Origin of the sequence: Devosia yakushimensis (assembly GCF_030159855.1) — a bacterium.
Taxonomy (GTDB): Bacteria; Pseudomonadota; Alphaproteobacteria; order Rhizobiales; family Devosiaceae; genus Devosia; species Devosia yakushimensis.
In genome coordinates, this window is the sequence record NZ_BSNG01000001.1 from 2,132,383 (window position 1) to 2,158,353 (window position 25,971).

At 61.1% G+C, this 25,971-nt stretch carries 21 protein-coding genes; 10 read left to right on the forward strand and 11 right to left on the reverse strand.

Annotation, left to right across the window (positions count from 1 at the left end):
• Positions 1-248: 248 nt before the first annotated feature.
• From QQL79_RS10430 to QQL79_RS10465, 8 genes are all read right to left on the reverse strand, one after another.
• A complete protein-coding gene (locus QQL79_RS10430) occupies positions 249-1,319 on the reverse strand; it encodes an ABC transporter ATP-binding protein (RefSeq protein WP_284390517.1) in 1,071 nt (356 codons plus the stop codon).
• Between the two features lie 61 nt (positions 1,320-1,380).
• Positions 1,381-2,373 carry a glycoside hydrolase family protein gene (locus QQL79_RS10435; RefSeq protein ID WP_284390519.1) on the reverse strand — a complete coding sequence of 331 codons (993 nt, stop codon included), beginning with the start codon at positions 2,371-2,373 and terminating at the stop codon, positions 1,381-1,383.
• A gap of 23 nt (positions 2,374-2,396) precedes the next feature.
• Positions 2,397-3,275, reverse strand: a complete 879-nt coding sequence (locus QQL79_RS10440; protein WP_284390521.1) for a carbohydrate ABC transporter permease — start codon at positions 3,273-3,275, stop codon at positions 2,397-2,399.
• The gene (locus QQL79_RS10445; protein ID WP_284390522.1) at positions 3,272-4,360 is read right to left on the reverse strand and encodes a carbohydrate ABC transporter permease; all 1,089 of its coding nucleotides are present in this window, start codon (positions 4,358-4,360) and stop codon (positions 3,272-3,274) included. The genes QQL79_RS10440 and QQL79_RS10445 overlap by 4 nt, the downstream gene beginning before the upstream one ends.
• Before the next feature lie 63 nt (positions 4,361-4,423).
• Positions 4,424-5,677 (reverse strand): ABC transporter substrate-binding protein, encoded by a 1,254-nt coding sequence (locus tag QQL79_RS10450; RefSeq protein ID WP_284390524.1) that lies wholly within the window; start codon positions 5,675-5,677, stop codon positions 4,424-4,426.
• Entirely contained in the window at positions 5,674-6,756 is a 1,083-nt protein-coding gene (locus QQL79_RS10455) for a LacI family DNA-binding transcriptional regulator (RefSeq protein ID WP_284390527.1), read from the reverse strand. Before QQL79_RS10455 ends, QQL79_RS10450 begins: the two co-directional genes overlap by 4 nt.
• A gap of 214 nt (positions 6,757-6,970) precedes the next feature.
• Positions 6,971-7,135, reverse strand: a complete 165-nt coding sequence (locus tag QQL79_RS10460) for a hypothetical protein (protein ID WP_284390529.1) — start codon at positions 7,133-7,135, stop codon at positions 6,971-6,973.
• Positions 7,136-7,318: 183 nt separating this feature from the next.
• Positions 7,319-8,428, reverse strand: a complete 1,110-nt coding sequence (locus QQL79_RS10465) for a PLP-dependent cysteine synthase family protein (RefSeq protein WP_284390531.1) — start codon at positions 8,426-8,428, stop codon at positions 7,319-7,321.
• 216 nt (positions 8,429-8,644) lie between these two features.
• Between QQL79_RS10465 and QQL79_RS10470 the strand changes: the two genes are divergently transcribed.
• The 10 genes from QQL79_RS10470 (at position 8,645) to QQL79_RS10515 (ending at position 21,966) form a co-directional block, all read left to right on the forward strand.
• Positions 8,645-10,273 carry an MFS transporter gene (locus QQL79_RS10470; RefSeq protein WP_284390532.1) on the forward strand — a complete coding sequence of 543 codons (1,629 nt, stop codon included), beginning with the start codon at positions 8,645-8,647 and terminating at the stop codon, positions 10,271-10,273.
• A 155-nt stretch (positions 10,274-10,428) separates the two neighbouring features.
• The gene (locus tag QQL79_RS10475; protein ID WP_284390534.1) at positions 10,429-11,187 is read left to right on the forward strand and encodes a FadR/GntR family transcriptional regulator; all 759 of its coding nucleotides are present in this window, start codon (positions 10,429-10,431) and stop codon (positions 11,185-11,187) included.
• A gap of 150 nt (positions 11,188-11,337) precedes the next feature.
• Complete coding sequence (locus tag QQL79_RS10480; protein WP_284390536.1) at positions 11,338-12,267, forward strand: ArsR/SmtB family transcription factor; 930 nt, start codon at positions 11,338-11,340, stop codon at positions 12,265-12,267.
• Between the two features lie 109 nt (positions 12,268-12,376).
• Entirely contained in the window at positions 12,377-13,888 is a 1,512-nt protein-coding gene (gene arfA / locus QQL79_RS10485) for an arabinosylfuranosidase ArfA (RefSeq protein WP_284390538.1), read from the forward strand.
• 450 nt (positions 13,889-14,338) lie between these two features.
• Positions 14,339-16,261 (forward strand): ABC transporter substrate-binding protein, encoded by a 1,923-nt coding sequence (locus tag QQL79_RS10490; protein ID WP_284390540.1) that lies wholly within the window; start codon positions 14,339-14,341, stop codon positions 16,259-16,261.
• 281 nt (positions 16,262-16,542) lie between these two features.
• A complete protein-coding gene (locus QQL79_RS10495) occupies positions 16,543-17,547 on the forward strand; it encodes an ABC transporter permease (protein ID WP_284390542.1) in 1,005 nt (334 codons plus the stop codon).
• Positions 17,548-17,552: 5 nt separating this feature from the next.
• Positions 17,553-18,410, forward strand: coding sequence for an ABC transporter permease (locus QQL79_RS10500; protein ID WP_284390543.1), 858 nt, complete (start codon positions 17,553-17,555; stop codon positions 18,408-18,410).
• Between the two features lie 166 nt (positions 18,411-18,576).
• Positions 18,577-19,605, forward strand: coding sequence for an ABC transporter ATP-binding protein (locus QQL79_RS10505; RefSeq protein WP_284390546.1), 1,029 nt, complete (start codon positions 18,577-18,579; stop codon positions 19,603-19,605).
• Positions 19,602-20,522: an ABC transporter ATP-binding protein gene (locus tag QQL79_RS10510; RefSeq protein WP_284390547.1), complete on the forward strand. Its 921-nt coding sequence runs from the start codon at positions 19,602-19,604 to the stop codon at positions 20,520-20,522. The genes QQL79_RS10505 and QQL79_RS10510 overlap by 4 nt, the downstream gene beginning before the upstream one ends.
• Positions 20,523-21,021: 499 nt before the next feature.
• Positions 21,022-21,966 (forward strand): family 43 glycosylhydrolase, encoded by a 945-nt coding sequence (locus QQL79_RS10515; RefSeq protein ID WP_284390548.1) that lies wholly within the window; start codon positions 21,022-21,024, stop codon positions 21,964-21,966.
• Positions 21,967-22,084: 118 nt separating this feature from the next.
• Here QQL79_RS10515 and QQL79_RS10520 read toward each other — a convergent pair whose 3' ends face one another.
• From QQL79_RS10520 to QQL79_RS10530, 3 genes are all read right to left on the reverse strand, one after another.
• Complete coding sequence (locus QQL79_RS10520; protein ID WP_284390550.1) at positions 22,085-22,609, reverse strand: GNAT family N-acetyltransferase; 525 nt, start codon at positions 22,607-22,609, stop codon at positions 22,085-22,087.
• A gap of 145 nt (positions 22,610-22,754) precedes the next feature.
• A complete protein-coding gene (locus tag QQL79_RS10525) occupies positions 22,755-23,855 on the reverse strand; it encodes a M24 family metallopeptidase (protein WP_284390552.1) in 1,101 nt (366 codons plus the stop codon).
• A 529-nt stretch (positions 23,856-24,384) separates the two neighbouring features.
• The gene (locus QQL79_RS10530) at positions 24,385-25,971 is read right to left on the reverse strand and encodes an ABC transporter substrate-binding protein (protein ID WP_284390553.1); all 1,587 of its coding nucleotides are present in this window, start codon (positions 25,969-25,971) and stop codon (positions 24,385-24,387) included.

Consider the following 25,971-nt stretch of genomic DNA (forward strand, 5'->3'; position numbering starts at 1 on the left):
GGGGGCTGAGGCATTCGGCGTGGTGATGACGTGGCACCCCACCCTCGGTCCCTCCACAGGCGGGGGAAGCGATGGAGCCGCATGGCCACTGTGTTATTGTACGCATGGTGTCATTCCGGCGCAGGCCGGAATCCATGCTGAAGGCCATCCCCACGCTGGATGTGAGCGGCGCACCACGGACATGGATTCCGGCCTGCGCCGGAATGACACCGTGGGTGGGCGGGACTGGAGACAAATACGCCTTGTAGCTAGACCGCGTTGCCTGCCGCGTTGAAAAGGCAGATTTCGTTGGGGTCGAAGTTCAGCGCGATATCGTCATTCAGCGCGATGGCGATGTCGCCGCCCAGGGCTGCGATGACGGTTTCGCCGGTGGGCAGGATGGCGCTGATGATGGTTTCGTTGCCGAGGCGTTCGACCAGATCGACCTTGCCGGCGATGCGTTTGGTGCCGTCCTTGAGGAGCTGATGGGGGCGGACGCCGAGGGTGAGGCTGTCGCCCTGCCCTATGCCGTCACGGCGCGGCAGGGTGATGGGTTCGAGCGCGTCCGACGCCAGGGTCATGGTGTCGGCGGAGAGCGCGGTAACCTTGACGGGCAGCAGGTTCATCTTGGGGGAGCCGATAAAGCCGGCGACGAAGAGATTGGCGGGCTTGTGGTAAAGCTCGAGCGGGGAGCCGACCTGCTGCACCACGCCGCCATTGAGCACGACGATCTTGTCGGCCAGGGTCATGGCCTCGACCTGATCGTGGGTCACGTAGATCATGGTGGCGCCAAGGCTGTTGTGGAGCTTGGAGATTTCCGAGCGCATGTCGAGGCGCAGCGAGGCGTCGAGATTGCTCAGGGGTTCGTCGAACAGGAAAACGTCGGGCTTGCGCACGATGGCGCGGCCGATGGCGACGCGCTGGCGCTGGCCGCCGGAGAGCTGGGCCGGTTTGCGATCGAGCAGGTGCTCCATCTGCAGGATGCGGGCGGCTTCCATGATCTTGGCGTCGCGCTCGGCCTTGGGCGTCTTGGCGAGCAGCAGGCCGAAACCGACATTGTCGTAGACTGACATATGCGGATAGAGCGCATACGACTGGAACACCATGGCGACGCCGCGGTCGCGCGGCTGGACCTGATTGACGACGCGGTCGCCGATCTTGAGTTCGCCCGCGGTGATGTCCTCAAGGCCGGCAATCATGCGCAGCAGGGTGGATTTGCCACAGCCGGAGGGGCCGACAAAGACGACGAATTCGCCGTGCTCGATCGTCAGATCGACGCCCTTGATCACGTCGACCTTGCCGTAGCTCTTGTGGATATTGGTGAGGCTCAATCCGGCCATCGGAAATCTCCTGGGAGTGTGCTTCCCCACCCTGTGGCGAGGAAGCAAGGCATTGGTTTGGTTAGACCTTGGCGCCGGGGGCGACCTTGTCGAGTTCGGTGTGCAGCAGGCCATCGGCATCGACGCGGACGGGGATCGGGTCGGAAACTTCGCCCACAAACGTGCCATCGGCGGCGTCGTGGATGAAGCCCATGAAGACCAGGCCATTGTCGGTCTCAACGATCTTGCCGGCATAGCGGCGGCCATTGTGACCGTCAAAGAAGGCGCCGGGCGCCACTTCCCAGGGGCCGAGCGGATCGTCGGCGATAAGGTAGTGGGTGCCGCGGGTCGGCTTTTCCGGGTTGAGCTTCTTGTAGGCCTCGGACCAGTGCGTGCCATCGGTGCAGAACAGCATGTACCACTTGGCGCCGACCTTGAAGACCTGGGGCACTTCCATCTGGCCGAACAGACCACCACGATAGACGGGGGGCTGGAGCGTCCAGGTGTTGAGATCGGGCGAGGTTGCAAAGCCAACGGAGCCACCGGCATTGGGTTCGGCAATGCCGGGCACGCGGGCGACCATATACATGATCCAGCCATCGCCATTGGGGTTCTTCATGACCCATGGATCGCGGAAGGCGCGGTCATGCCAATGGCCGGGGGTATATTCCTCGTAATCGGGGCCGGAAATGTCGAGCGCAAGGCCGCTGCCGACGCGCTGCCAGTTGTGGCCATCGGTGGAGGTGGCGTGGCCGATGCGCTGCTTCATGCCCTCTTCAGGGTGCTCGGTGCCGGTATAGAACAGGTGCCAGAGGCCATTGTCGTCGCGCAGGGTCGAGCCGGTCCAGGTGGTCCAGTCATCCCAGGCGGGAGCGTCGGCGGGCTTGAAGGTGGTGCCCAGATGCGTCCAGTTGGACAGGTCCTTGGAGACGGCGTGACCCTGGCTCACATTGCGGTGGCGCAGATCGGGATGGGCCAGGGTGTTGTCGGCCTGCAGGAAATAGGCGTGGTAATCATCCCCGTCGCGGTAAATCCAGAAGTCCCAAATCCATTTGTCTTTAAGTGCGAGAACCAATTTTTCGTCTTTCGAAGTTGGGGTTAGCCTTTGATACCGGTCGAGGCGATGGACGAGATGAACGCCCGCTGCAGAACCAGGTAAAAGATGAGTACCGGCAGGGTGATGATGGAGAGGTAGGCCATCACTTCGCCCCAGGCGATATTGAGCTGGAAGAAGTATTGCAGGCCCACCATGACGGGGCGGAACTGCTCGGACTGGGTGACCAGCAGCGGCCAGAGATATTGATTGTACATGGCGAGGAATTTGAGGATCGCCGCGGTGGCAAAGACCGGGCCGGAAATCGGCACGATGACGCGGGTATAGACCTGGAACCAGGTGGCGCCATCGAGACGGGCCGCCTCGATCAATTCGCGCGGCAGATCGCGGAAATATTGCACGAAGAGGAAGATGGTGAGCGCATCGGCGAGGAATGGCACGATCTGCACGTGGTAGGTATTGAGCCAGCCAAATTGCACCCCGCTGGCGCCGATCCAGGGGAGATTGTTGACCAGCATCAGCATGGGGATGGCGATGGTTTCGAACGGCACGATCAGGGTGGCGATCAGGATGGCCAGCACCACTTCTTTGCCCTTGAACTCGAGGAAGGCAAAGGAAAAGGCCGCCATGGAGCAGAGGAACAGCGCGCCGGCGACGGTAACCACGGTGACGAAGACCGAATTGAAGATGAACAGAGCCACCGGGGCGCGGCGGAAGGCGGCCGCGTAATTGTCGAAGGACAGATCGCCCACCGGCAGGAAGGCGGCAATGGAGGCGGTGTCGCGCAGCAATTGCTGGGCGGGCTTGAACGAGGACACCACCATGAAGACGATGGGGAACACGAAGATCAGCGCCACGACGATGAGCAGCAGGTAGCGCAGCGCAGTCTTGAAGCCATTATTGGGTGAAACGACGGCGCTCATCGATTGCGCTCCCGGGTCAGATAGCGTTGGGCCATGGAGATGGTGAGAACGATCAGGAACAAGATGACCGAGATGGCCGAGCCACCCGCGATGTTCTGCTGGCCATAGCCGCGTTCGACGGCCTGGAACACCATGGTCTGGGTGGAATCCACCGGGCCACCGCCAGTCATCACGTCGATCTGGGAAAACAGGGAGAAGGCCTGCATGGTGATGACGATGAGGATCAGCACAGCCGTGTTGCGCAGGCCGGGCCAGGTGACATAGCGGAATTTCTGCCAGGGGGTGGCGCCTTCGATATCGGCGGCCTCGTAGAGCGAAACGGGGATGGTTTGTAGGCCCGACAGCCAGATGACCATGTGAAAGCCGACGCCTTGCCAGACCGACATGGCCAGGATCGACCAGAGCGCAGTGGCGGGATTGCCGAGCCAATCGACGGGCTTGAAGGCACCGAAGCTGAGAAAGCCCAGCATATTGTTGAGCAGGCCGCTTTGGCCGGAATAGATGAAGCGCCAGAGCAGCGACACGACGACGATGGAGACGACCACCGGCATGAAGTAGATGGCACGGAAGATATTGATGCCCTTGAGCTTTTGGTTGATCAGCACGGCCAGGAGCAGGGCAATGCCAGCCTGGATGGGCGCAACGAACAGCACGAAAAGGAAGGTATTGCCCAGCGCCTTCATGAAGACGACGTCGCTGGCCAGCACATAGACCCTGGAGTCGCCCCAATTCCAGGACAGCCATTCGCGCTTGCCGCTGAGCTGGGGGTATTCGGCATTGTTGCGGGTAAATTCGCGGACCCGCGGATAGCTCAATTCGCCCTTGTCATCGCGGATCAGAGCGCCTGTCTCATCCTTTTCCGGCTCCAGAACCAACGTGCCGACGCCCAGCAATTGCTCGAAATTGCGCGTGCCGACCCATTCGGTCGGGTTGGGCGAGACCAGGCGCTGATTGGTGAAGGACAGCGTGAAGGCCAGGATGAAGGGTACGATCAGGAACAGGGTGATCAGAAAGATCGCCGGACCGGCAAGGGACCAACCCGCCAAAGGGTGGTTCTGCAGGGATCGGTTGGGCGTGAGCTTCATGGACGGCACCTTGAAAGAATTTGCCCATGGGCCCGCATGACGGGTCCATGGGCCGGGAGGGATTTAGAAGCCGTAATTGTTGTTGCGCTGGATGTCGGCGTCGATGGCATCGACAGCGGCATCAAGGGTATCGGCAACATCAGCGCCATTGGCGATATCGGCGGCAAGCTTGATGAATTCGAGCGCTTCCACGACATAGCCCGGGGTCACGGGGCGCAAAGTGCCCTGCTGCTTGCTGAGATCATAGAACACGGCAAGCGGACCGCCCGGCTTGTAGTTCTCGGTGAGTTCGGCAGCCGAAGCCGTGGCCGGGATCAGGCCCAGACCATTGGAGAAGGCGGCGACATACTTGTCCTGGGTCGCGAATTCGATGAAGGCGCTGGCGCCATCCTTGTGCTCGCTGGTGGCCGAGACACCAAACTGCCAGGAGGCAGCACCGATCTTGGGGCCATTGCCGAAATCGGGTGCCGGCAGGAACAGCAGATCATCACCAAAGGCTTCGAGAGCCTTGAGGGCATTCCAATTGCCATTCCATTGCAGGGCATATTTGCCGTCAATGAAGCCGGTTTCACGATCTGCCGGGTCCTGCGAGGTGCCGGGAGCATAGCCATTGGTGAAGAGGCTCTGCCACCATTCGCCGAACGCGATTGCGGCGTCGCCGTTCAGGGCGCCTTCGGCGGTGGTGTAAGTCGTGCGGTCAATGATGTCGCCGCCGAAGCTCTGCAGGAACGGGCTATAGGCGTAGGGATACCATTCGCCGCGGTCATTCATGCCCAGGTCGAGCGCATATTCGAATTTGCCGCTGGCCTTGAGGGTTTCGAGGGCGGCGTTGAATTCTTCGCCGGTCCAGGGCTGTTCCAGCGTGGGGATACGGATGCCGTTTTCCTCGAGCACGGATTTGCGCGCGAACATGGCGACGGCCGCATCCCAAAGGCCGACCGAATAGACCTTGTCCTGCCAGGTGCCGATGGTGCCGGGCAGGAAGCCGTCCAGCGTGCCTTCCGACAGCTCGAGCGGCGCCATGTAGCCGGCCCAGGCCCAATTGGGCATGTTGGGGCCATCGACGTCGATGATGTCGGGCAGATTGCCGGCAACGGCAGCAGCAACGATGGTGTCGTTGTAGGCGCCCTGCGGGAATTGCTCGAGCTTGACGGCCCAATCACTCTGCGACGCATTGAAGTCGCTGATGACGGTGTTCAGGATTTCGCCCTCGGTGGGGTTGCCGGCGCCGTGATACCACAGGCTCAGCTCAGTCTGCGCCCAGGCGGGGGCGGTGCTCATAGCCAGAATGCCGGCCAGAACTGCGAGTTTCTTCACTGGTCGTTCCTCCTCATTTGAAACGGGGTAACTACCTGGCTCAAATCGGCAACCGAGTTGCGCCAGGTGATGGGTCCTGCGACCCGTTCAATCACGGGTTCGTCGGATTGGGTGGTACCGGCAATGAGGCGCAGCAGCCGGCCGGCGGCGCGCGCTCCCATGGCGGCATAGGCGAGCTCGATGCTCGTCAGCGTGGGATGGAGATGTTCGGTGATGATGCGATAATCATCGTAACCGACGATGGAGATGTCGCCGGGTACCGACAGGCCGCGTTCCCGCAGAATGGAATAGACGCGCATGGCCATTTTGTCGTTGGCGCAGCAAATGGCGGTGGGCCGGTCTGGCAGGGAAAGCAGGCGATCCAGTGCGTCCCAGAGCAGATCGAATTCATGGGCGCGGTCGCTGAGGGCGCCAGTGATGGTGAGCGCGGGATCGATGGGGAGGCCCGCGGCCTTGTGGGCGGCGCTATATCCGGAAAGGCGCAAGCCACGGGCGATCATGCGCTCGGGCAGCATCAGATAGGCAATGCGGCGATGGCCGCGGGCGATCAGACCCTTGACCAGTTCGAACTGACCACCTTCGTCATCGGGCACCACCGAGGGCGTGCCTTGATCGTCAAAGCAATTGGCCAGCACGACATGAGTCTGGCGGGGATTGGGCGGCAACTGGATCTGCTGGTGGAATTCGGCGACGTGGATCAGCCCCTCGACGCGATGTTCGAGAAAGGTCTGGGTCAGCTCGGGAATGCGCGAGGCCTGGTTGCCGGTATCGGCGATGAGCAAGGTGAGGCCGTGCTCGGCGAAAACGCGCTGGGCGCCCTGCACGATATAGATGTCCGGCAAGCCGGCCGCCTCGAAACCAGGCGAGAGGCTGATGGCGCCGGTGATCATGCCGATGAGGCCCGTGCGCTGCGATCGCATGGAGCGCGCGGCATTTGAGGGCACATAGGCGAGCTGGTCGATGGCGGCACGGACTGCGTCGGCGGTTTTGGCGTTGACGGGCGCATCGCCGTTCAGAACGCGGCTGACCGTCTTGGGTGAAACCCCCGCCGCCTTTGCTACATCGTAGATCGTCGCCATGGCGATCCTCCCTGCCCGGCTCTGGGCCGCTTGCTCCTCGACAATGTCGTCCCGGCTATGACACCGATGTCATGACATCGGTGTCATACATGCTTTAGGAGCACCGGAGAGTCAAGCGAGCCATAAAAACGGAGAGGGTTTGGGTGTGCACGACACCGCAAAACAAGAGCGCCGCCCGGTGGGGCGGCGCTCTGGGATAGACCGGAATGTGCGATCAGTTATTCTTGGTCGAGCTGATGCTCTCATCCCCATCAGAGCTATGGCACATGGACTTGTCCAGATACACGCAACGATGCTGCTGGGTGGTGGCCGCAAATGTGGGCGCCGCGACACCGGCAATGGCCATCAAAGCAATGAACGCGGCAGCGAATTTCTTCATTTCCAACTCCTCTGTTTAGTGCGCAGAGGGTGCGCCTTCCCGCTGCCGCTTTCCAGTTAAACTCCGGCAACAAGATGTCGTTTTGTTCATGCTGTTCATGAACTTCACGGCAACTTGTTTTCCAGCGCTCACAATTGGTTAGCCTCTGTGGCCACGATGCGGCGAGATCGTGGCGACACAGTGCTAGACGGGCCTGGAAACGAAGGCGCCGCCATCGAGAAAGTCTTCGAGCATGGCGACATAGGGAGCAATATCGATGCCCTTGGCGGCCAGCCAATCGTCGCTGTAATAGGTGTCGGCATACCGTTCGCCGCTATCGCAGATCAGCGTGACCAGAGACCCTGCTTCCGCGGCGGTTTTCATTCGTGCGGCCGCCCAGCACATGCCAAAGAAATTGGTGCCGGTGGAGCCGCCGACCCGACGCGACAGGCGCCGTGACAGAACGCGCATGGCGGCAAGCGAGGCGGCGTCGGGCACCTTGATCATTTCGTCGACAACTTCGGGGACGAAGGACTTTTCCACGCGCGGGCGCCCTACCCCCTCGATACGGGTCGGGCAATCGCAGGTGGCGTCCGGATTACCCGTAACCCAGCCTTCATAAAAGGCGGAATGCTCCACATCGGCAACGCAAAGCTGGGTGGGATAACTGCGATAGCGGATATAGCGGCCGATCGTGGCCGACGTCCCGCCGGTACCGGCGCCCATGACGATCCAACTGGGAATGCAATGGGGCTCCGATTCCATCTGCCGAAAGATCGACTCGGCAATATTGTTATTGCCCCGCCAATCGGTGGCGCGCTCCGCATAGGTGAACTGATCGAGATAATGCCCACCGCTTTCCCTGGCGAGGCGGGCAGCCTCATCATAAATGGTGGCCGGGTCGGCCACCAAATGGCACTCGCCGCCCTGCTGGGTGATCGCCTCGATCTTGCGGTGACTGGTCGTGGCCGGCAGCACGGCGACAAATCTCAGGCCCAGCAGGCGGGCATAATAGGCCTCGCTTACAGCGGTGGAGCCGGAGGACGCTTCGGTCAGCGTGACACCCTCGGTGATCTTGCCGTTGCAGATTCCATAGAGGAACAGCGAGCGCGCCAGCCGGTGCTTGAGGCTACCGGTGGGGTGAGCGGATTCATCCTTGAAGTAGAAGGATTGCTCCGGCAGGCCGGAAAAGGGCAGAGAAATCAGATGTGTGTCGGCTGAGCGGCGTCCCTCGGCCTCCAGCAAGGAAATGGCCCGACAGGCCCAGGCCCGATCCACGCCTGCCGCAGAAGCAAACCCACGGGACCCTTCCATCACATCACACCTTTCGTCTGTCGCCAGCTTTGAAGCATTGTATACCCTTTAATTGCCATATGAAAGTATGTTGTTCTATTTTGTAATTCATGATTGGTAATTTATCCCGCATCACGCTCGACATCATTCCTGTCGCCCAGCCTTGTTTGATGGTTGATCGCGGACCTGGAAGCGGGTCTAAATCAGACAGCATGTATATGATTGATCCACCTGCCCATGGCTGAGCGCCTTTCCCCGCTGGTTCCCCTCGAAAATGGAACCTTTCGTAATATCTGGATCGCCAATCTGGCGTCGAGTTTCGGCGCGCTGATCCAGGGCGTCGGCGCAGCCTGGCTGATGACCTCGATTGCCGACAGCGTGGACATGGTTGCCCTGGTGCAAGCCTCCACCTCACTGCCAATCATGATGTTCTCGCTATTGGGCGGGGCGATCGCCGACAGTTTCAATCGCCGGCAGGTCATGCTGGCGGCGCAGTGTTTCATGCTGGCGGTGTCGATCCTTTTGATGGCCGGGGCGCTGCTGGGATTGATCTCACCCTGGCTGCTGCTGGCCTTCACCTTCCTGCTCGGCTGCGGCACTGCGCTCAACAACCCATCCTGGCAGGCTTCGGTGGGAGACATGGTGCCGCGTGAACAATTGCCTGCGGCGGTGACGCTCAACTCCATCGGCTTCAACATTTCGCGCAGCGTGGGGCCGGCCATTGGCGGCATCATCGTCGCGGTGGCCGGCGCCGCGGGCGCCTTCGCGCTCAATGCCCTGAGCTATCTGGGTCTGCTTTATGTATTGATCCGCTGGAAGCCGCCTGCCGAAACCAGCAGGCTGCCCCGAGAGGGTATCGGTCCAGCCATGCTCTCTGGCGTGCGCTATGTGGCCATGTCGCCCAATTTGCTGCGTATTCTGCTGCGCGGCTCGATCTTCGGCTTTACCGCAATCTCGGTCATGGCTCTGTTGCCGGTGGTTTCGGCTTCGCAGCTAACGGGCGGTCCACTGACCTATGGCTTGATGCTGGGCAGTTTCGGGCTGGGCGCGGTGGGTGGCGCCCTGCTCAGTGGCCGGCTGCACATGCGGTTCAGCAGCGAGGCGGTGGTGCGCATCGCCTTTGTCAGCTTCGCCATCGCGGCCTTTATTACCGGCGTCAGTCCTTCGGTATGGATCACCTCGCCGGCTCTGATGCTGGGTGGCGCAAGCTGGGTGCTGGCGCTGTCGCTGTTCAATGTGTCGGTGCAGTTATCCTCACCGCGCTGGGTGGTGGGAAGAGCGCTGTCGCTCTACCAAACGGCGACATTTGGCGGCATGGCGCTGGGCAGCTGGATCTGGGGTCTTATGGCCGAGAGTTATGGGTTGGCGATTGCCTTCGGCGCGGCAAGCCTCTTGATGCTCGCGGGCGCCCTGCTGGGGTTGCGGATTCCACTGCCGCCGAGGACCATGATCGACCTCGATCCGCTCAATCGCTGGCAGGAGCCGCATCTCGAGACGGAATTGCAGCCGCGCAGCGGGCCGATTCTCATCCAGATATCGTACAAAATCCGGCCGGAAAATCTGACGGCGTTCATGGCGGTGATGGATGCGCGCAAGCGAATCCGGCGGCGCGACGGCGCGCGGCACTGGACGCTGCTGCGCGACCTGGGCCAGCCCAATCTCTGGACCGAAAGCTACCAGACGCCGACATGGACGGAATATGTGCGGCACAATCTGCGCATGACCAAGGCCGATGCCGAGATCGGCGAGAAGGTGAGAGCCCTCCATGAAGGACCCGAACCGCCCGCCGTACAACGGTTTGTGGAGCGGCCGACCAATTGGTTTGAGGTGACCGGAACGCCAAAAAGCCCGATCGACCACATCTGAGAAAGATCAAAAGCTGCTGTGGATTTTTGCAATTCGTTCAGCAGCCGCACGGGTGCCGGGGCCTAATCCGTATCGAAGCTGATGGCGGTGATATATCTGGGTGGCAGTGGAAAACGGCCCCGGTCGCATGAGGGCCGAGCCGAGCACGATGACCCATGCCAACAGCCAAGAAACCTGCCAGCGAACGTCGATCCGTGCCGGTTGCACGGCGCAAACGCACGGACCTGATCGTCGATGCGATCAAGCAGATGATCGTCGAACAGGGCCTGGGGCCGGGAGACCGCCTGCCGCAGGAAAAAGACCTGATGACGCAATTCTCCGCCGGCAAAAGCACGGTGCGGGAAGCCCTGAAATCGTTGGAAGTACAGGGACTTGTCAGCGTTCGCACGGGACCGGGGGGCGGCGCGGCAATCGAGCGGATGTCGGAGGAGCGGGCGATGAGCCTGCTTTCCAATTTCCTGTTCGCCAAAAATCTTACTACCGCCCATGTCCAGGCGATGCGGGCCGCGCTTGAGCCCATGGCGGCGGTGACTGCTCTGCCCCATATCGATGCGGATGGCTATGGCCGGCTCGGTGAGATCGTCGACCATTTCGGCGACGACCCGCGCCTGGCCGAACTCGATTTCCACGCGGTCCTGGCAAGCTATTCGGACAATCCGCTGCTGGCATTCAGTTGCCGGTTTTTGCAGCGATTGCTGCGGGAACTCGCGCCGGACGATGCAGCGGGTGAGGCGGCAGACCCGGAGCAGTTCCGCGCATTGATCCGCGCCCTGGAAGAGCGGGATGCTTCGGCGGTGCAGGCACTGTCCACGCGCCTGCTGGAGCAGCATGGGCAAAGCGATGTGCCGCTGACGAACCTCTTTTTGGCCGAGCCGGATGCGCCCGCACGGACGAAGCGGAAACCGGTCGGATAAGTATCAATCTTATCCCACAGCAGACAGCAGCCGTTTTCGGGCTGCTCAGAAGACCGGAAGGCAAGAATACCATCTCGGCGTATCGTAGTTGATTGTATCAACGATCCTGATAGTTATGGGTATTCACTTTATCTCCGCCGAAAGTCCGTCATGAGCCGCAATTTTCTGGTCGTCGACCCCGAGGAAGGCATCGAGGTGCTCAAGGGGCTGGCGTCGACTATCCGCATCCGCATTCTCAAGCTCTTGCATGTCGAAGGGTCGATGAACGGCAATGACATTGCCGAGAAACTGGGTCTGCCACAGTCGACAATCTCGACCAATATCCAGGTTCTGGAGGCGGCAGGGCTGATCCGAACCGAGACGCAGAAGGCGCGGAAGGGCAATCAGAAGATCTGCCATTCAATGTTCGACGAGGTCCTGGTGATGTTCAAGGAAGACATCACGCCGCTCAAGTCCAACAGCATTGAAGTGGCCATGCCGCTTGGGCTTTATACCAGTTGCGAAGTTTCGGCGCCCTGCGGCCTGTGCTCGACCGAAGGCATTATCGGACTGCTCGACGTGCCCGATACGTTCCTCGACCCGGACCGGATGAAGACCGGACTGATCTGGTTCACGCGGGGATATCTCGAATATCAATTCCCCAACAATGCCAAGCTGAGCCAGAATCGCATCGAGGCGATGGAGTTCTCGCTGGAGCTGAGCTCGGAAGTGCCCGGCACTTCGGCGGACTGGCCCAGCGACATCACGCTATCGGTCAATGGCACTGAGATCGGCACCTGGACCTCGCCGGGAGACTTCGGGGATAAGCGCGGGGTCTATACGCCCGATTGGTGGAAATTGAAGGGCAGCCAATATGGCAAGCTCAAAAGCTGGCGCGTCATGCCGGACGGCACCTATGTCGACGGCGTCAAGATATCCCCGGTATCGCTGGTGGACCTGGACCTGGCCAACCACCACTCAATCCGGCTGCGCATTGCCGTGAAGCCCGATGCTAAACATCCGGGGGGCATCAATATTTTTGGCCGCGGCTTCGGCAATTACGATCAGGACATCATCCTGAGGCTGCAGACCGAGCGCTGATTTTATCCCGCCGAATTTGTTTCCCCGGCCCCTTGCGCGATCCGACTGTCCTCGTTTACAACGAGACAACTGATATAAATCAGAAAATCGGTATTGAAGGGAGGATAGCGTGAAGGCGTCCGTTATCGCGCATAAGGATTTTACGGTCTCGAAGATTGATGATCGTGTCTATGGGGCATTTCTGGAACATCTCGGCCGGGCGATCTATGAGGGCATTTATGAGCCCGACCACCCGACGGCCGACAAGGACGGCATGCGCGGGGATGTGGCCAAGCTGGTCAAAGACCTCAATGTACCGGTGGTTCGCTACCCCGGGGGCAACTTTGTTTCCGCCTATAATTGGGAAGACGGCATCGGGCCGCGCAAGGATCGCCCTACGCGGCTGGATCTGGCCTGGCACACTTCGGAAAGCAATGCCGTTGGCGTGCATGAATTTGCCGACTGGTGCGCCACTGTCGGCACCGAGATGATGCTGGCGGTGAACCTGGGTTCGCGCGGCGTCGATGATGCGCGCAATTTCCTGGAATATGTGAACCATCCCGGCGGCTCCTATTGGAGCGACCTGCGCATCAAGAACGGCCGCAAGGAGCCGTGGAACGTCAAAATGTGGTGTCTCGGCAACGAGATGGACGGCCCCTGGCAGGTCGGCCACAAGGATGCCGAGGAATATGGCAAGCTGGCCGCCAATACGGCACGGGCCATGCGCATGTTCGACAAATCGCTGGAACTGATCGTGTGCGGCTCGTCCAATTCGGACATGAAGAGCTATCCCGATTGGGAGCGCATCGTGCTCGAGCACACCTATGATCACGTCGATCATATCAGCCTGCACATGTACTTCGCCAATCGCGAGGACAACACCCCGAACTATCTCGGCCTCAGCCACAAGCTGGAGACCTATATCGACACGGTCGCCTCGACCATCAAGCAGGTAAAGGCCAAGAAGAAGTCCAAGAAGGACGTCTATATCTCCTTCGATGAATGGAATGTCTGGTACCATTCCAACAAGAAGGACCGGGAAATCCTGGACGGCAATGGCGGCTGGCCGCATGCACCGGGTTTGCTGGAAGACATCTACAATTTCGAAGACGTGCTGATGGTCGGGCTGATCCTCAACACCTTCATCCGCCGCTCGGATGTGGTGAAGATCGCCTGCATCGCCCAGCTGGTGAACGTCATCGCCCCGATCATGACGGAAAAGGGCGGCCCGGCCTGGGCGCAGACGATCTATTACCCCTACTTCTTTGCCTCGGTATTCGGCCGTGGCACGGCGTTGCAGCTGGTGACCAACTCGCCGGGCTACGAAACGACCCATGCCAAGGACACCCCGTTTGTCGACATTTCGGGCGTGCATAACGAGGAAGAGGGCACGCTAAGCTTCTTCCTGGTCAACCGGCACACGAGCGAAAGCATCGAGACCGAAGTGAGCCTGCAGGGCTTTGGCAATGGCACGATCATCGACCACCAGGTGATGACGCATCCGAACCTCAAGGCCGTCAACACGGCCAAGAAGCAGGATGAAGTGGCGCCGAAAAAGGGCGAAGGCGCCAAGATTGCCAATGGCACGCTGAGCGTGAAGCTGCCGCCCTATTCGTACCAGATGGTGCGGGTGAAGATCTGAGGGCTCCCCGACGGAGGCGACCGCTTCGCGGAATGACCCGGTGGGGATAACTCTGCCGGGTCGCTCGCTTCTTTTGCCCTCGCGGCATCATTCGCATGTGGGGAGAAGAATGGATTCCCGCCTGCGCGGGAATGACGTTGTGGAAAAGGCGGTTCCTTCCAGCACGTTACCTGGTTGATTGGAAACGCGTTCACCACCCCCGCTCGATCGGCTAACAGACTGTTAGCATCTTCAGCGGGAAACAGCGCTTTTTGACAGCATCAAGGGGTGCATCGGCAACGATGCGCCCCTTTGTATTTTGTATCATGGTTTTGGATTTACATCAGATAGTGCGTTGACAACGTCCGGGCGTTGGATAGCATGCCCATCAAGCGCTGGAGGGCGCTGGTTTGAAATGCTGGAGGCATTTTGGCCGACGCGCTGGAGGGCGCGCCACTAGGGAGGAAAGAAATGGATAGACGTCACTTTATGATGGGCACGGCCGTCGGCGCATTGCTGCTGGCGAGCAAAGGCCTGGCCTTCGGGCAGGAGGCTGCCGAGGGCACTGCCCCGGACCTCAATAATTTTCCGCGCAATGAAACGGTGATCGTACACAATCCGGAAGGGGTGATCCGTAACCCCGGCTGGTTCAACCTGTGGGTCAGCGGCGGCGGCGGCTGGTCGAACGGGCTGCAGCAGCTGGCCATGGACACGTTCTGGTATATCGACCCGGATGCGGGCGTGCCCGAGGTGAGCGAAAACGCCATCTACAATTCGCTGGCGGACGGCCCCTGGCAGTATAATGCCGACTTTACGGAAATGACGGTCAAGCTGCGCCAGGGCATCCTGTGGAGCGACGGCGTCGAATTCACCGCCGATGACGTGATCTTCACGGTAGAGAAACAGGCGGCAACGCCCGGCACCCAATGGAACGGCTCGTTCTCGACGCAGGTTGCCGAGGTTTCGGCGCCCGACAAATATACCGTCGTCTTCAAGCTCAAGGCGCCCAATTCGCGGTTCCACGCCGTCTTCTCGGTGCGCTGGAACGCCGCCTGGATCATGCCCAAGCATATCCTGGAAAATGTCGAAGACATCCTGACCCACGATTACAACCCGCCAGTCAGCCTGGGCGCCTACAAGCTGCATTCGTTCGATCCGAACGGCACCTGGTATATCTGGGAAAAGCGCGCCGACTGGGACAAGACCACGATCGCGCTGGTGGGCGAGCCCAAGCCGAAATATGTGATCTACCGGAACAATATTTCGACGGACAATCGCCTGATCGAGATGCGCAACGGCAATCTCGACATGATCCACGATCTGTCGCCGGAAGGCACGTTCTCGATCGTGCAGCAGGACAATACCACGCAGGGCTGGTTCCCGGGCTTCCCCTATGCCCATCCCGATCCGACGCTGCCCATGGCCATGTTCAACCTGCAAAAGGAAATGTTCCAGGACAAGCGGGTGCGCTGGGCCCTGGCGCTGATGCTCGATGCGCGGGCCATGTCGATGGCCAGCTATCGTGGCGCGGCCACGCTTTCGGCCATCTCGATCCCGCCGACCGGCACCCATCCGCGCGACTATCATGCGCCGCTGCAGGACTATCTCGTCAATTTCGAGGTGGACACCGGCACGCGCAAGATCAAGCCCTATGACCCAACCATCGGCAAGCAGATCGCCGACATGGTGCGCCCGCAATTCGGGGAAGCCGTGCCGACCGACGACGCAGCCATCAACAATGCCTTTGGCTATGGCTGGTGGAAGCAGGACGCTGCGGCAGCCGAAGAATTGCTGACCGCGGCCGGTTTTGTGAAAAATGGCAACCAGTGGATGCAGCCGAACGGGCAGCCATTCGCGTTCAGCGTGCTGGCCCCGCAGGAAGGCGTGATCAACCGGCTCGCCGTGATCATCGCCCAGACCTGGTCGCAATTCGGCGTGCAGGCCAGCGTCGACATGGCCATGGACCGCAACGACCGCAACAATATCGGCGACTTCGACGTCAATATCGGCTGGGCCGTGGAAACCTGGGGCGGTCACCCCGATCTCAGCTTCTTCCTCGATAGCTACCATTCCGAATATGTGGCGGCCCCCGGCGCGGTTCAGCCGGCCCGCAACTGGATGCGCTGGAAAGATCCGCGGCTCGACGAAATCATCGAGAAAATCCGCGGCATCGACTTCAACGATCCCAAGGGCATCGAATATGGCCATGACTTCGTGAAGCTGCATCTCGAAGAGATGCCGAATATCCCGATCATGTCCTACAACGTGTTCTCGATCCAATCGAACCGCCATTGGACCGGCTGGCCGAATGCCGAGAAGAACTATGCCAACCCGGTGACCAATTGGTCGAACGGGAAATACATCTTCACCCAGATCACGCCTGCGGGCGCGTAAGAGCCTCCCCAGTGGCTCGGCCCACGGGCCGGGCCGCATGGGGAATAATGTGGAAGCTGCGATGCTTTTCACGAACACCGAACGGCACCTCCTCCTTGATGGGGGAGGCTGGGTGGGGGCGGAGCAACATGCACCGCTTTGCGGCAGCACACCCCCACCCTGCTCGATCACGGACTTAGCGAAGGGCTAAGTCCTATCTCGCTTCCCTCCCCACAAGGGCGAGGGTGACCCGGCGAACGGGCAAGAGACGGGCCGCTCCAGAGGTCGGTGAAGGAGTTTATATGCACGGTTATCTCTGGTTTGTCGGAAAACGCGCGCTGCAATTGCTGGCGGTGGTGTTTTTCGGCGTTTCTGCGACGTTTTTCGTTACCCATCTGTCGCCGATCAGCCCGGTCGACTCTGCGCTGATGCGCATGACGTCGCGGGCCAATTTCGCGCCCGAAGCCATTGTGGCAATGCGCGAGGCGCTGACCGAACTCTACGGCGCCAACGAGCCCCTGCTCAGCCAATATATCAATTTCTGGCTGCGGCTGTTCCGGGGAGATCTGGGTCCTTCCATGCTGGCCTTTCCAACCCCGGCCATGGACCTGGTGATGCGGGCCATGCCCTGGACCGTGGCGCTGCTGGCACTGGCGACGCTCATCACCTTCACAATCGGCAATATTCTGGGGGGCCTGGCGGGCTATTACCAGAACAGCAAATTCCTCAAGGCCTTCGGCATCGTGGCGGTGGGTATCCAGCCCATTCCCTATTATGTGGTCGCCTTCGTCATGCTGATCATTTTCGGCTTTCTCTGGCCGGTACTGCCCATTTCGGGCGGCTTTGCGATGAATGTGACGCAGGGCTGGAACTGGCCCTTTATCGGCTCGGTGCTGCACCATGCCACCCTGCCCGCGCTGTCGCTGGTGCTGGTCGGGTTCGGTGGCTGGTTCCTGAGCATGCGGGCGCTGGTGTCCAATGTGGTCACCGAGGATTACGTGACCTATGCCGAGCTGGCAGGCGTGAAGCGCTCGACCATTGTCAGCGGCTATGTGATGCGCAATGCGCTGGTGCCACAGCTGACGGCGCTGGCCATGACCCTGGGCGGGGTGTTTTCGGGCACGGTGATCACCGAGCAGGTGTTCAACTATCCGGGCCTGGGGTCGCTGCTGATCGATGCGGTCAATGCCGGCGACTATTCGCTGGTGCTGGCGGTTTCGACCGTATCGGTGACGGCCGTGGCCATCGCCATCTTCATCGTCGATCTGCTCTATCCCCTTCTCGATCCGCGCGTGCGGGCGGAGTAACAGCCATGCTCGCAATCTTTCGAGACCTGATCCGCTACAATATCGAATTCGCCATCGGGGTGATCCTGGTGGGCGTGGTGGTGATCTTCGCCCTGTTGAGCCTGGTCTCACCGGTGGACACCTCGCTCATCTATGTGACCATGCCGGACCAGCCGCCTTCGGCACAATATTGGTTTGGCACCAATTCGCGCGGGCAGGACCTGTTCTGGCAATTGAGCGCGGCCTTCCGCAACAGCATCATGTTCGGCATTACCGTGGCGGTGCTGAGCCGCATCATCTCCATCACGGTGGGGCTGGCCTCGGGCTATGTCGGAGGCTGGGTCGACCGGGTACTGATGTTCATCAACGACATCTTCGTGGCGGTGCCGATCTTTCCGGTGCTGGTGCTGTTCTATTTCGTGCTGCGCAACAATATGGACAGCTTCACCCTGGCGCTGATCATGGCGTGTTTCGGCTGGCCCTATGATGCGCGGCTGATCCGCTCGGTGGCGCTGGGGCTCAAGCACCGCGAATTCACCCGGCATGCGATTTTCGCGGGGATGAGCACGCGCAAGGTGCTGCTGGAAGAGCACCTGCCCTATGTGATGCCGATCGTGTTCTCGACCTTCATGGCCAATATGCTGTGGTCGATCGGGCTGGAAGTGACGCTGGCGGTGCTCGGCTTCACCAATATCAACAACCCCACCGTGGGCACGGTGCTGTACTGGGCCAATAATCACTCGGCCATGGTGGTGGGCGTGTGGTGGTGGATCGTGATCCCGGTCATCCTGATCGTGATGACCTTCCTCGGGCTGTTCCTGCTGGCGGTGAGCATGAACGAATATATCGACCCGCGCAGCCGGTTGCGGAGGATGGGGGCATGAGGGGGGTGTTGCAGTCGTCTCCCGCCCCCCTGCGGGGAGGGATCGAGGGTGGGGGTGCACTGCGCTCCCGGCCCCACCCCACCCCCTGCTTTTTCGCTTGCAGCGAAAAAGCTGACCTCCCCATCAAGGGGAGGGAAAAGTCCGGCGCCCGTGGAGAGTTCAGCGCATGACCCAAGACATCCTGACTGTCGAGGGCCTCAAGGCCTATTACCGGATGAATTATTTCGGCGTGCAGCGCGAAGTGCGGGCCGTCGATGACATTACGATGAGCATCAAGAAAAACGAGGTCTATGGCATTGCGGGCGAAAGCTCGTCGGGCAAGACCAGCTTTATCAAGGTGCTCGCCGCCGCGATGCGGCCGCCCTTCGAGGTGGTGGCCGGAACGGTGAAATATGACTTCAAGGGGCATCAGATCGATGTTGCTTCGGCCAGCGACAAGCAGATCGAGGCGGTGCGCTGGAAGCATCTGAGCTACATCATGCAGGGCTCGATGAGCGTGCTGAACCCAGTGCGCCGGATCGGCAAGACATTCGAGGATTTTGCCGCGCGGCCGCTGGGGCTATCGGGCGACGCGTTCAAGCAGCGGGTGATCGGGCATCTGGACCGGCTGAAGCTGTCGCCGGATGTGCTCAGGGCCTATCCGCATGAGCTGAGTGGCGGCATGCGGCAGCGCGTGACCATTGGGCTGGCGACGGTGTGCCACCCCGAATTCATCATTGCGGACGAGCCGACTACGGCGCTGGACGTGGTGGTGCAGAAGGAAGTGCTCAGCCTGATCCGCGACATTCAAAAGGAAATGGGCGCCTCGGTGGTGTTCGTGACTCACGATATGAGCGTGCATGCCAATGTGGCCGATCGGGTGGGCATTATCTATGCCGGGCGGCTGGTGGAGGAAGGGCCGACGCGCGAAATGTTCTTCGCGCCCAAGCATCCCTATACGGCCCATCTGGTGGCGAGCCTGCCGCGCATTGGCGATACGGCGCAGCGGCCGGCACTGGAAGGGCGGCCGCCGAGCCTGGCCGCGCCGCCGAGCGGCTGCCGGTTTCATCCGCGGTGTCCCTTGGCGATAGACAAATGCAAGAGTGAGGTGCCGCCGATGGAAACGGTGGGCAAGGATCATCGCACGGCCTGCTGGCGGTGGAAGGATGTGGAGCCGCTGGTGGCGCCCCATGCCAACCATAAGGTGACGGCATGAGTACGCTGCTGGATATCAATGGAGTCTCCAAGCAATTCACCATGGGCGGGCTGTTGTCGCGCAAGGTGGTCAATGCCGTGGAGAGCGCGAGCTTTGCGCTGAGCGTGGAAAAGCCCGAGATTTTCACCATTATCGGGGAGAGCGGGTCGGGCAAGACGACGCTGGCACGGATGATCCTGGGGCTGGAATTGCCGAGTACCGGCACGATCAGCTTCCGTGGCAAGACGGTGAGCTCCAGAGTGAGCAAGGCCGAGCGGCTGGATTTCATGGCCAATGTGCAGCCGGTGTTCCAGAACCCGTTCGAGGCGTTCAATCCGCTCAAGCGGATCGATCGGTATCTGGAATCCACGGCAAGGCGGTTTTTGAAGCTGCGGGATCGCGCGGAGCTGGACCGGGCGATGGACGGGGCGCTGCAGAAGGTGGGGCTGAGCCTGGCCGAGGTGAAGGGGCGCTATCCGCATGAAATGAGCGGCGGGCAGCTGCAGCGCGCGGCTATTGCGCGGGCGCTGATCCCCAATCCGCCGCTGCTGATTGCGGACGAGCCGGTATCGATGGTGGATGCGAGCTTGCGCATGAGCATCGTCAATCTGCTCAAGAGCCTGCGGGATGACCTCAAGGTCTCGGTGATCTACATCACCCACGACCTGGCGACGGCCTATTACATTTCCAACCGCATCATCATCATGCAGCGCGGGCGGATCGTGGAAATGGGCGATGCGCGCACGGTTTTAGATAACCCGGAGCATCCCTATTCGCGCCTGCTCAAAGCCAGTGTGTTGAGCACGGAGGATGCTGGGGATGGGAAGCTCGCGACGGATCGCGAGATGCTGAATCGTGCCAATGGCTTGGTGGGGGTTGCGGGTAGATTGGTTGATCGGCCGGATGGGCGGTCGGTAAGGGTTTATGAGGGGGTGTAGGGCACGCCCCTGCTAAGGGCGCAGCTGGTTGGTGGGTGAGGGTCGGAAATCGTGGCTCTCGCCACCCCTCCCTGGCCCTCCCCATCAAGGGGAGGGTGACATCGAGTTCTGGGCAACATGTTGCCACATTCACAGGGCGGCACCTCCCCCTTTGATGGGGGAGGCTGGGAGGGGGTGGTGGGAGCCACGATCTTGCAAACGGAGGTTCCCGCTTTCGCGGGAATGACATTGTGGGTGGGCCAAAGGCGGCGGTGCTTTTTCCCTTCTCTCCTTGAGGGAGAAGGTGCCCGAAGGGTCACCGAATTCGCGTTTGCGAATTCGGTTGGGATGAAGGGTCTACCGCAGCAGGCATTGAAGCATGGGCGGGCGCAGAACCCCTCACCCTGTAATTTCTTCTGAACGAAGAAATTACTGTCCCTCTCCCTCAAGGGGCGAGGGAGGGCTCCGGGGGTGGGGCGCGGTCTGGGATCACCGTGATATTTTCTGAGGAGTTCAAAACATGTCTGCACCTGTGTTCCGCGATCCGATTGAGGATGGCGCGGCTGATCCGACGGTGATCCGCAAGGAGGGCACGAATGAGTGGTGGATGTTTTACACCAATCGGCGGCCGGGGGTGGAGGGGCCGAAATTTACCTGGATCCATGGCTCGCCTATCGGGGTGGCGGTGAGCCGGGATGATGGGGCGAGCTGGGAGTATCGGGGGACGGTTCAGGGGCTGGATGCGCCCGGTGACGTGCCGGGCGGCAATACGCATTGGGCGCCGGAGGTGATCTTTGCCGAGGGGCAGTATCACATGTTTCTCAGCTATATCAGCGGGATTCCCGACCATTGGGGTGTGCCGCGGACCATTACTCATTTCACCAGCCCGGACCTGGAAAGCTGGACGCGGGTGGGGCCGCTGGCGCTGTCGAGCGCCAATGTGATCGATGCCTGTGTATTCAAGAGCCCCGATGGGCTGTGGCGGCTTTGGTATAAGGACGAGGGCCAGGGATCGAGCACCTGGAGCGCGACGAGCACGGATATGTTCGATTGGACGCTGGAGGGGCAGGTGCTGGCCGGCTCGCCGGATGCGCCGCCGCATGAGGGGCCCAATGTGTTCGCGCTGGGCGGATATTATTGGCTGATCGTGGACGAGTGGCGTGGGCAGGCAGTGTATCGCTCGGATGACACCAGGAGCTGGGCGCGGCAGGGCATTGTTGCGGGGGAACCCGGTGTCGATGCGATGGACCGGCGGTTTGCGCGGCATGCCGATGTGGTGATCGTGGGGGACCGGGCCGTGATGTATTATTTCACCCATCCCGAATGGGACGAGGCCAGCCAGACGGCAGGGCCGCCGGATGTGGCGGCGCGGCGGACGGCGGTGCATCAGGGGGTGTTGCGCGTGGTGGATGGGGTGTTGGGGTTTGAGCGGGATGTGCCTGTGGGTGCGGAGGTGTTGGCGTAGGTTTTGGCATCGGAGTACCCCCTCCTAGCCTCCCCCTGATAGGGGGAGGGACCGCCTTGTGGCTGGGACTCGATCGCGTTCCAAGAGTGGAGAGATTCCTCCCCCTATCAGCGGGAGGTTAGGCGGGGGTATTCCGCACCATCCGCTCCAGCAAAGTCGTCGGTTCGCCCTTATAGGTTGGGCGGGCATATTCGGTGTAGCCGAGCGCGGTGGCTAGTTTCAGCGACGGGGCGTTGTCTGGGTCGATCATGCAGACTGTGCGGGGCATGGTCTGGTCGGCCCAGGTGAGTAGAGCGGTGAGGGCTTCGCGCGCGAGGCCGCGGCCTTGGTACTGGGGCAATAGGACCCAGCCGGCTTCGGGGGCGTCGATCGGCGGGTCGCAGTCGCGGTGGAAGTCGGCCAGGCCGACCTCGCCAATGATGGTGCCAGACTCGCGGTCGGTGATGACGAAATAGCCGTAATCGAGCACTTGCCAATGGCCGATATAGCGCAGGATGCGGGACCAGACTTCTTCGGGCGTGCTGGGGCGGCCGCCGATGAAGCGGGTGACGTCTGGATCGGACCAGAGCGTGTAGCAACCGGGGAAGTCAGCGGCGGTGTGGGCGCGCAGGATGAGGCGTTCGGTGGTGAGGATTGGGGGCATCGAAGATGACTCTTTTGTGGGGATACCCCCTCCTAGCCTCCCCCTGATAGGGGGAGGGATCTGCCGGCGTGTGTAGCTAGATCGCGTTTCACCCACCAGACTCTCCCTCCCCTTTTCAGGGGGAGGTTAGGTGGGGGTATTCTTTCTAGCCCGCCGCCACAGCTGAACGGGGCATGTCGGAGAGGATTTCGGCGGCGCCGTTGCGGATGATGACGATTTCCTCGAGGCGCAGGCCGAATTGGCCTTGCAGGTAAATGCCGGGCTCGATGGAAAAGACCATGCCTTCTTCCAGCACCGTCTCGCTGGTGGCGGTGATGTAGGGCGTTTCGTGGATATCGATGCCCAGGCCATGGCCGGTGCGGTGGAGGAAATTAGGGCCGTAGCCGGCTGATGTGATGACGTCGCGGGCGGCTTTGTCGATTTCGCTGGCTTTGACGCCGGGCTTGGCGGCGGCAATGGCGGCGGTGACGGCGTGATCGAGAATGGAGTGGATCTGGCCGAAGCCTTCAGGGGCGGAACCGTAGAAGCCGACGCGGGTCATGTCGGAGGGGTAGCCATAGATGCGGCCGCCAATGTCGATGAGGACAGCGTCACCGTCCTTGAGCTGGGTTTCCCCGGTGTGGTGATGGGGGAAGGCGCCGTTGGGACCAAAGCAGACGCTGGTGAATTCGGGGATGGCGCCATTGGCCTTGTAGAAATCGCGGATAGTGCTGGCGATTTCGCGCTCGGTGATGCCGGGCTTGAGGGCGGCGAAGCCGGCGGCCATGGCGGCGTCGTTGAGGACGGCTGACTTCTTGAGGGCGACATATTCGGCCTCGTCCTTGCGGGAGCGGAGGTAGCCGACTGTGTCCTGGGTGAAGCGTCTGGTGGCGCCGGGGAGCGCGTCGAGCAGCAGCAGGGCGAAATCGGTGCGCATGGTTTCGTCGAGGACGATCGAGGGCGCAGTGCGGGTGATGCCGGTGGCGGTGAGCAGGTCTTCAAGCGCGGCGCTGGGGCCGTCGGCGTCGGTCCAGGGGAAGAAGGGCAGATCGGTGTGCTGGCGGGCGCTGTCGACATTGAGCGCGGGCATGAGGAAGCCGGCGAAGGTGGCCGAGATCAGCAGGAGGACGGGGCGCTCGTCGCCGTGGGGGGAGAGATCGGCCAGGTAGAGCATGTGGCTGGAGGGGCCGATGGCGACGAGGTCGGTATTGGTGGCGGCCATGCGGGCGCGGAGATTGGCCATGCGGGTGGTTAGGATGGGGGTCATGCTGGGCTCGGTTGGTTGGGTTTTTTGTGGGGGTACCCCCTCCTAGCCTCCCCCTGATAGGGGGAGGGACCGCCCTGTGCTTGTGACGCGATTTGGTCCCAAGAGTGGAGAGATCCCTCCCCTATCAGGGGGAGGCTAGGAGGGGGTATCCGGGGTGTTGAGTATGCGGAAGCATACCCCCACCCTGCTCGATTCAACGGACTTAGCTGAAGCTAAGTCCTATCTCGCTTCCTTGCCATTCGAGCATAGCTCTCATGGCCTTCTCTCCTCAAATCGCTCCACTGGAGCGATTTGCCCTGCGGGACGGTTCGAAGCCCACAAGGGGGAGGGTGGACGACTGATGGCACTGTGTAGAACTCGTACCTCCCTCGGTGTCATCCCAGCGAAAGCGGGGACCTCTGTTTGAATTTTCAAGAAGGAAACGGAGGGTTCCCGCTTTCGCGGGAATGACATCATGGTTGGATACTTGGGAGCCGGGCTTGGGGGCTCGGCTCCCGGGCAAGCGGCATGGCAGCGCCGTTGCGGATTTTTACTTCGTTACGAGGCGGTAGTAGACGAAGTCGGAGGTGGCGCCGTTCACGTAGCCGTTGACATTGGCACCCATGGCGACCTGGTAGGTGGCTTGGAACATGATGACGATAGGCGAGGTCTCCTGCACCTGCTTCTGCAGGTCGACATAGAGCTCGTTGCGCTTGGTCTGGTCCGGTTCGGCGAGAGCGGCGTTGACTTCGTCATTCATGGCCTGGGGGACCGCCCAGGCGTTGCGCCAGGTGGTGGTGGCGGCATAGGCGTCGTCGGCATTGTTCGAGTTGTAGGCGAAGGCCTTGGCGTTGGAATGGGGGTCCATGAAATCGGGGCCCCAATAGAGCAGCATGGCCTGGTGGGTACGTTCACGGTATTTGGTGATGACCTGGGCGCCGGTGCCGGGCAGGATTTCGAAATTGATGCCGGCTTCGGCGAAGCTGGCCTGCAGGGATTGGGCAATGTCGGTGAACGGAGTCGAGTTGATCACGTCCAGCGTCACGGTGATGGGGGTGGCGACACCCGCATCGGCCAGGATCTGCTTGGCCTTTTCAACGTCCAGGCCATAGGGCGTTTCGTCATAGGAGCCGGGGAAGCCCTTGGGCCAGAAGGCCTGGTGCTTTTCCATCTGGCCCTTGAGGAAGGACTGGGTCATGCCGTCGTAATCGACAAGATAACGGGCGGCTTCCCACACGGCTGGCGGGGTCAGAGCTTCGTCCTTCTGGTTGAAGGAGAGGAAGTGGACGGCCGCCTGGGGGAAGGTCTCGACCTTGACGCTATCGGCAGGCAGGCTGCCGATCTGGTCGGGGGTGAGGTTCTTGGCGATATCGACGTCACCCGAGGTCAGCAGCAGCTGCTGGGTGGCGGCTTCGGCAACGTGACGGATGATCACCGTCTTCATGGCCGGGGCGCCCTTGAAGTAATTGGCATTGGCGGTGAGGCGGATGATTTCGGCGGGGCGATAATCGGCCAGCACGAAGGGGCCGGAACCGGCCGAATTGGTGTTGAGCCAGGCATTGCCGAAATCGCCATCGACCTCATTGGCCATGACGGTGACTTCATCAACGACCGACGCCGGACGGGCGGCCAGCACGTTGAGCACGAAGGCGGAGGAGAAATTGCCGTCATACTTCACGACGAGCTTGCCATCGGCCACGGTGACCATGTCGGCCACGTTTTCCGGGGTCCAGCCGAGCTGGGCCAGGATGAAGGCCGGGGTCTTGTTCAGCTTGATAACGCGGGAGAAGGAGAACACCACGTCTTCAGGGCGAACGGGATTGCCCGAAGAGAAGGTGACGCCATCGCGCAGGGTGAAGGTGATGGTCTTGGCAGCGTCGTCAGCAACCCATTCGGTGGCCAGGCCCGGCGCCAGAACGGTGGTGTCCTCGGCGTCGTATTGCACGAGGCGATCATAGAGATTGGTATTGAGTTCGCCCGAGGTGAATTCATAGGCCTGGGCCGGATCGATAGCGACGATATCGTCGATATTCTGGGCGACGACGAGAGCGTCGGCCGGGGTGGCAGCGAAGGCAGCGGTGCCGGCCAGCGGCAGCGTCAGCGCAGTAGCAAGTAAGGCTGCTGTCAGCAGTTTCAT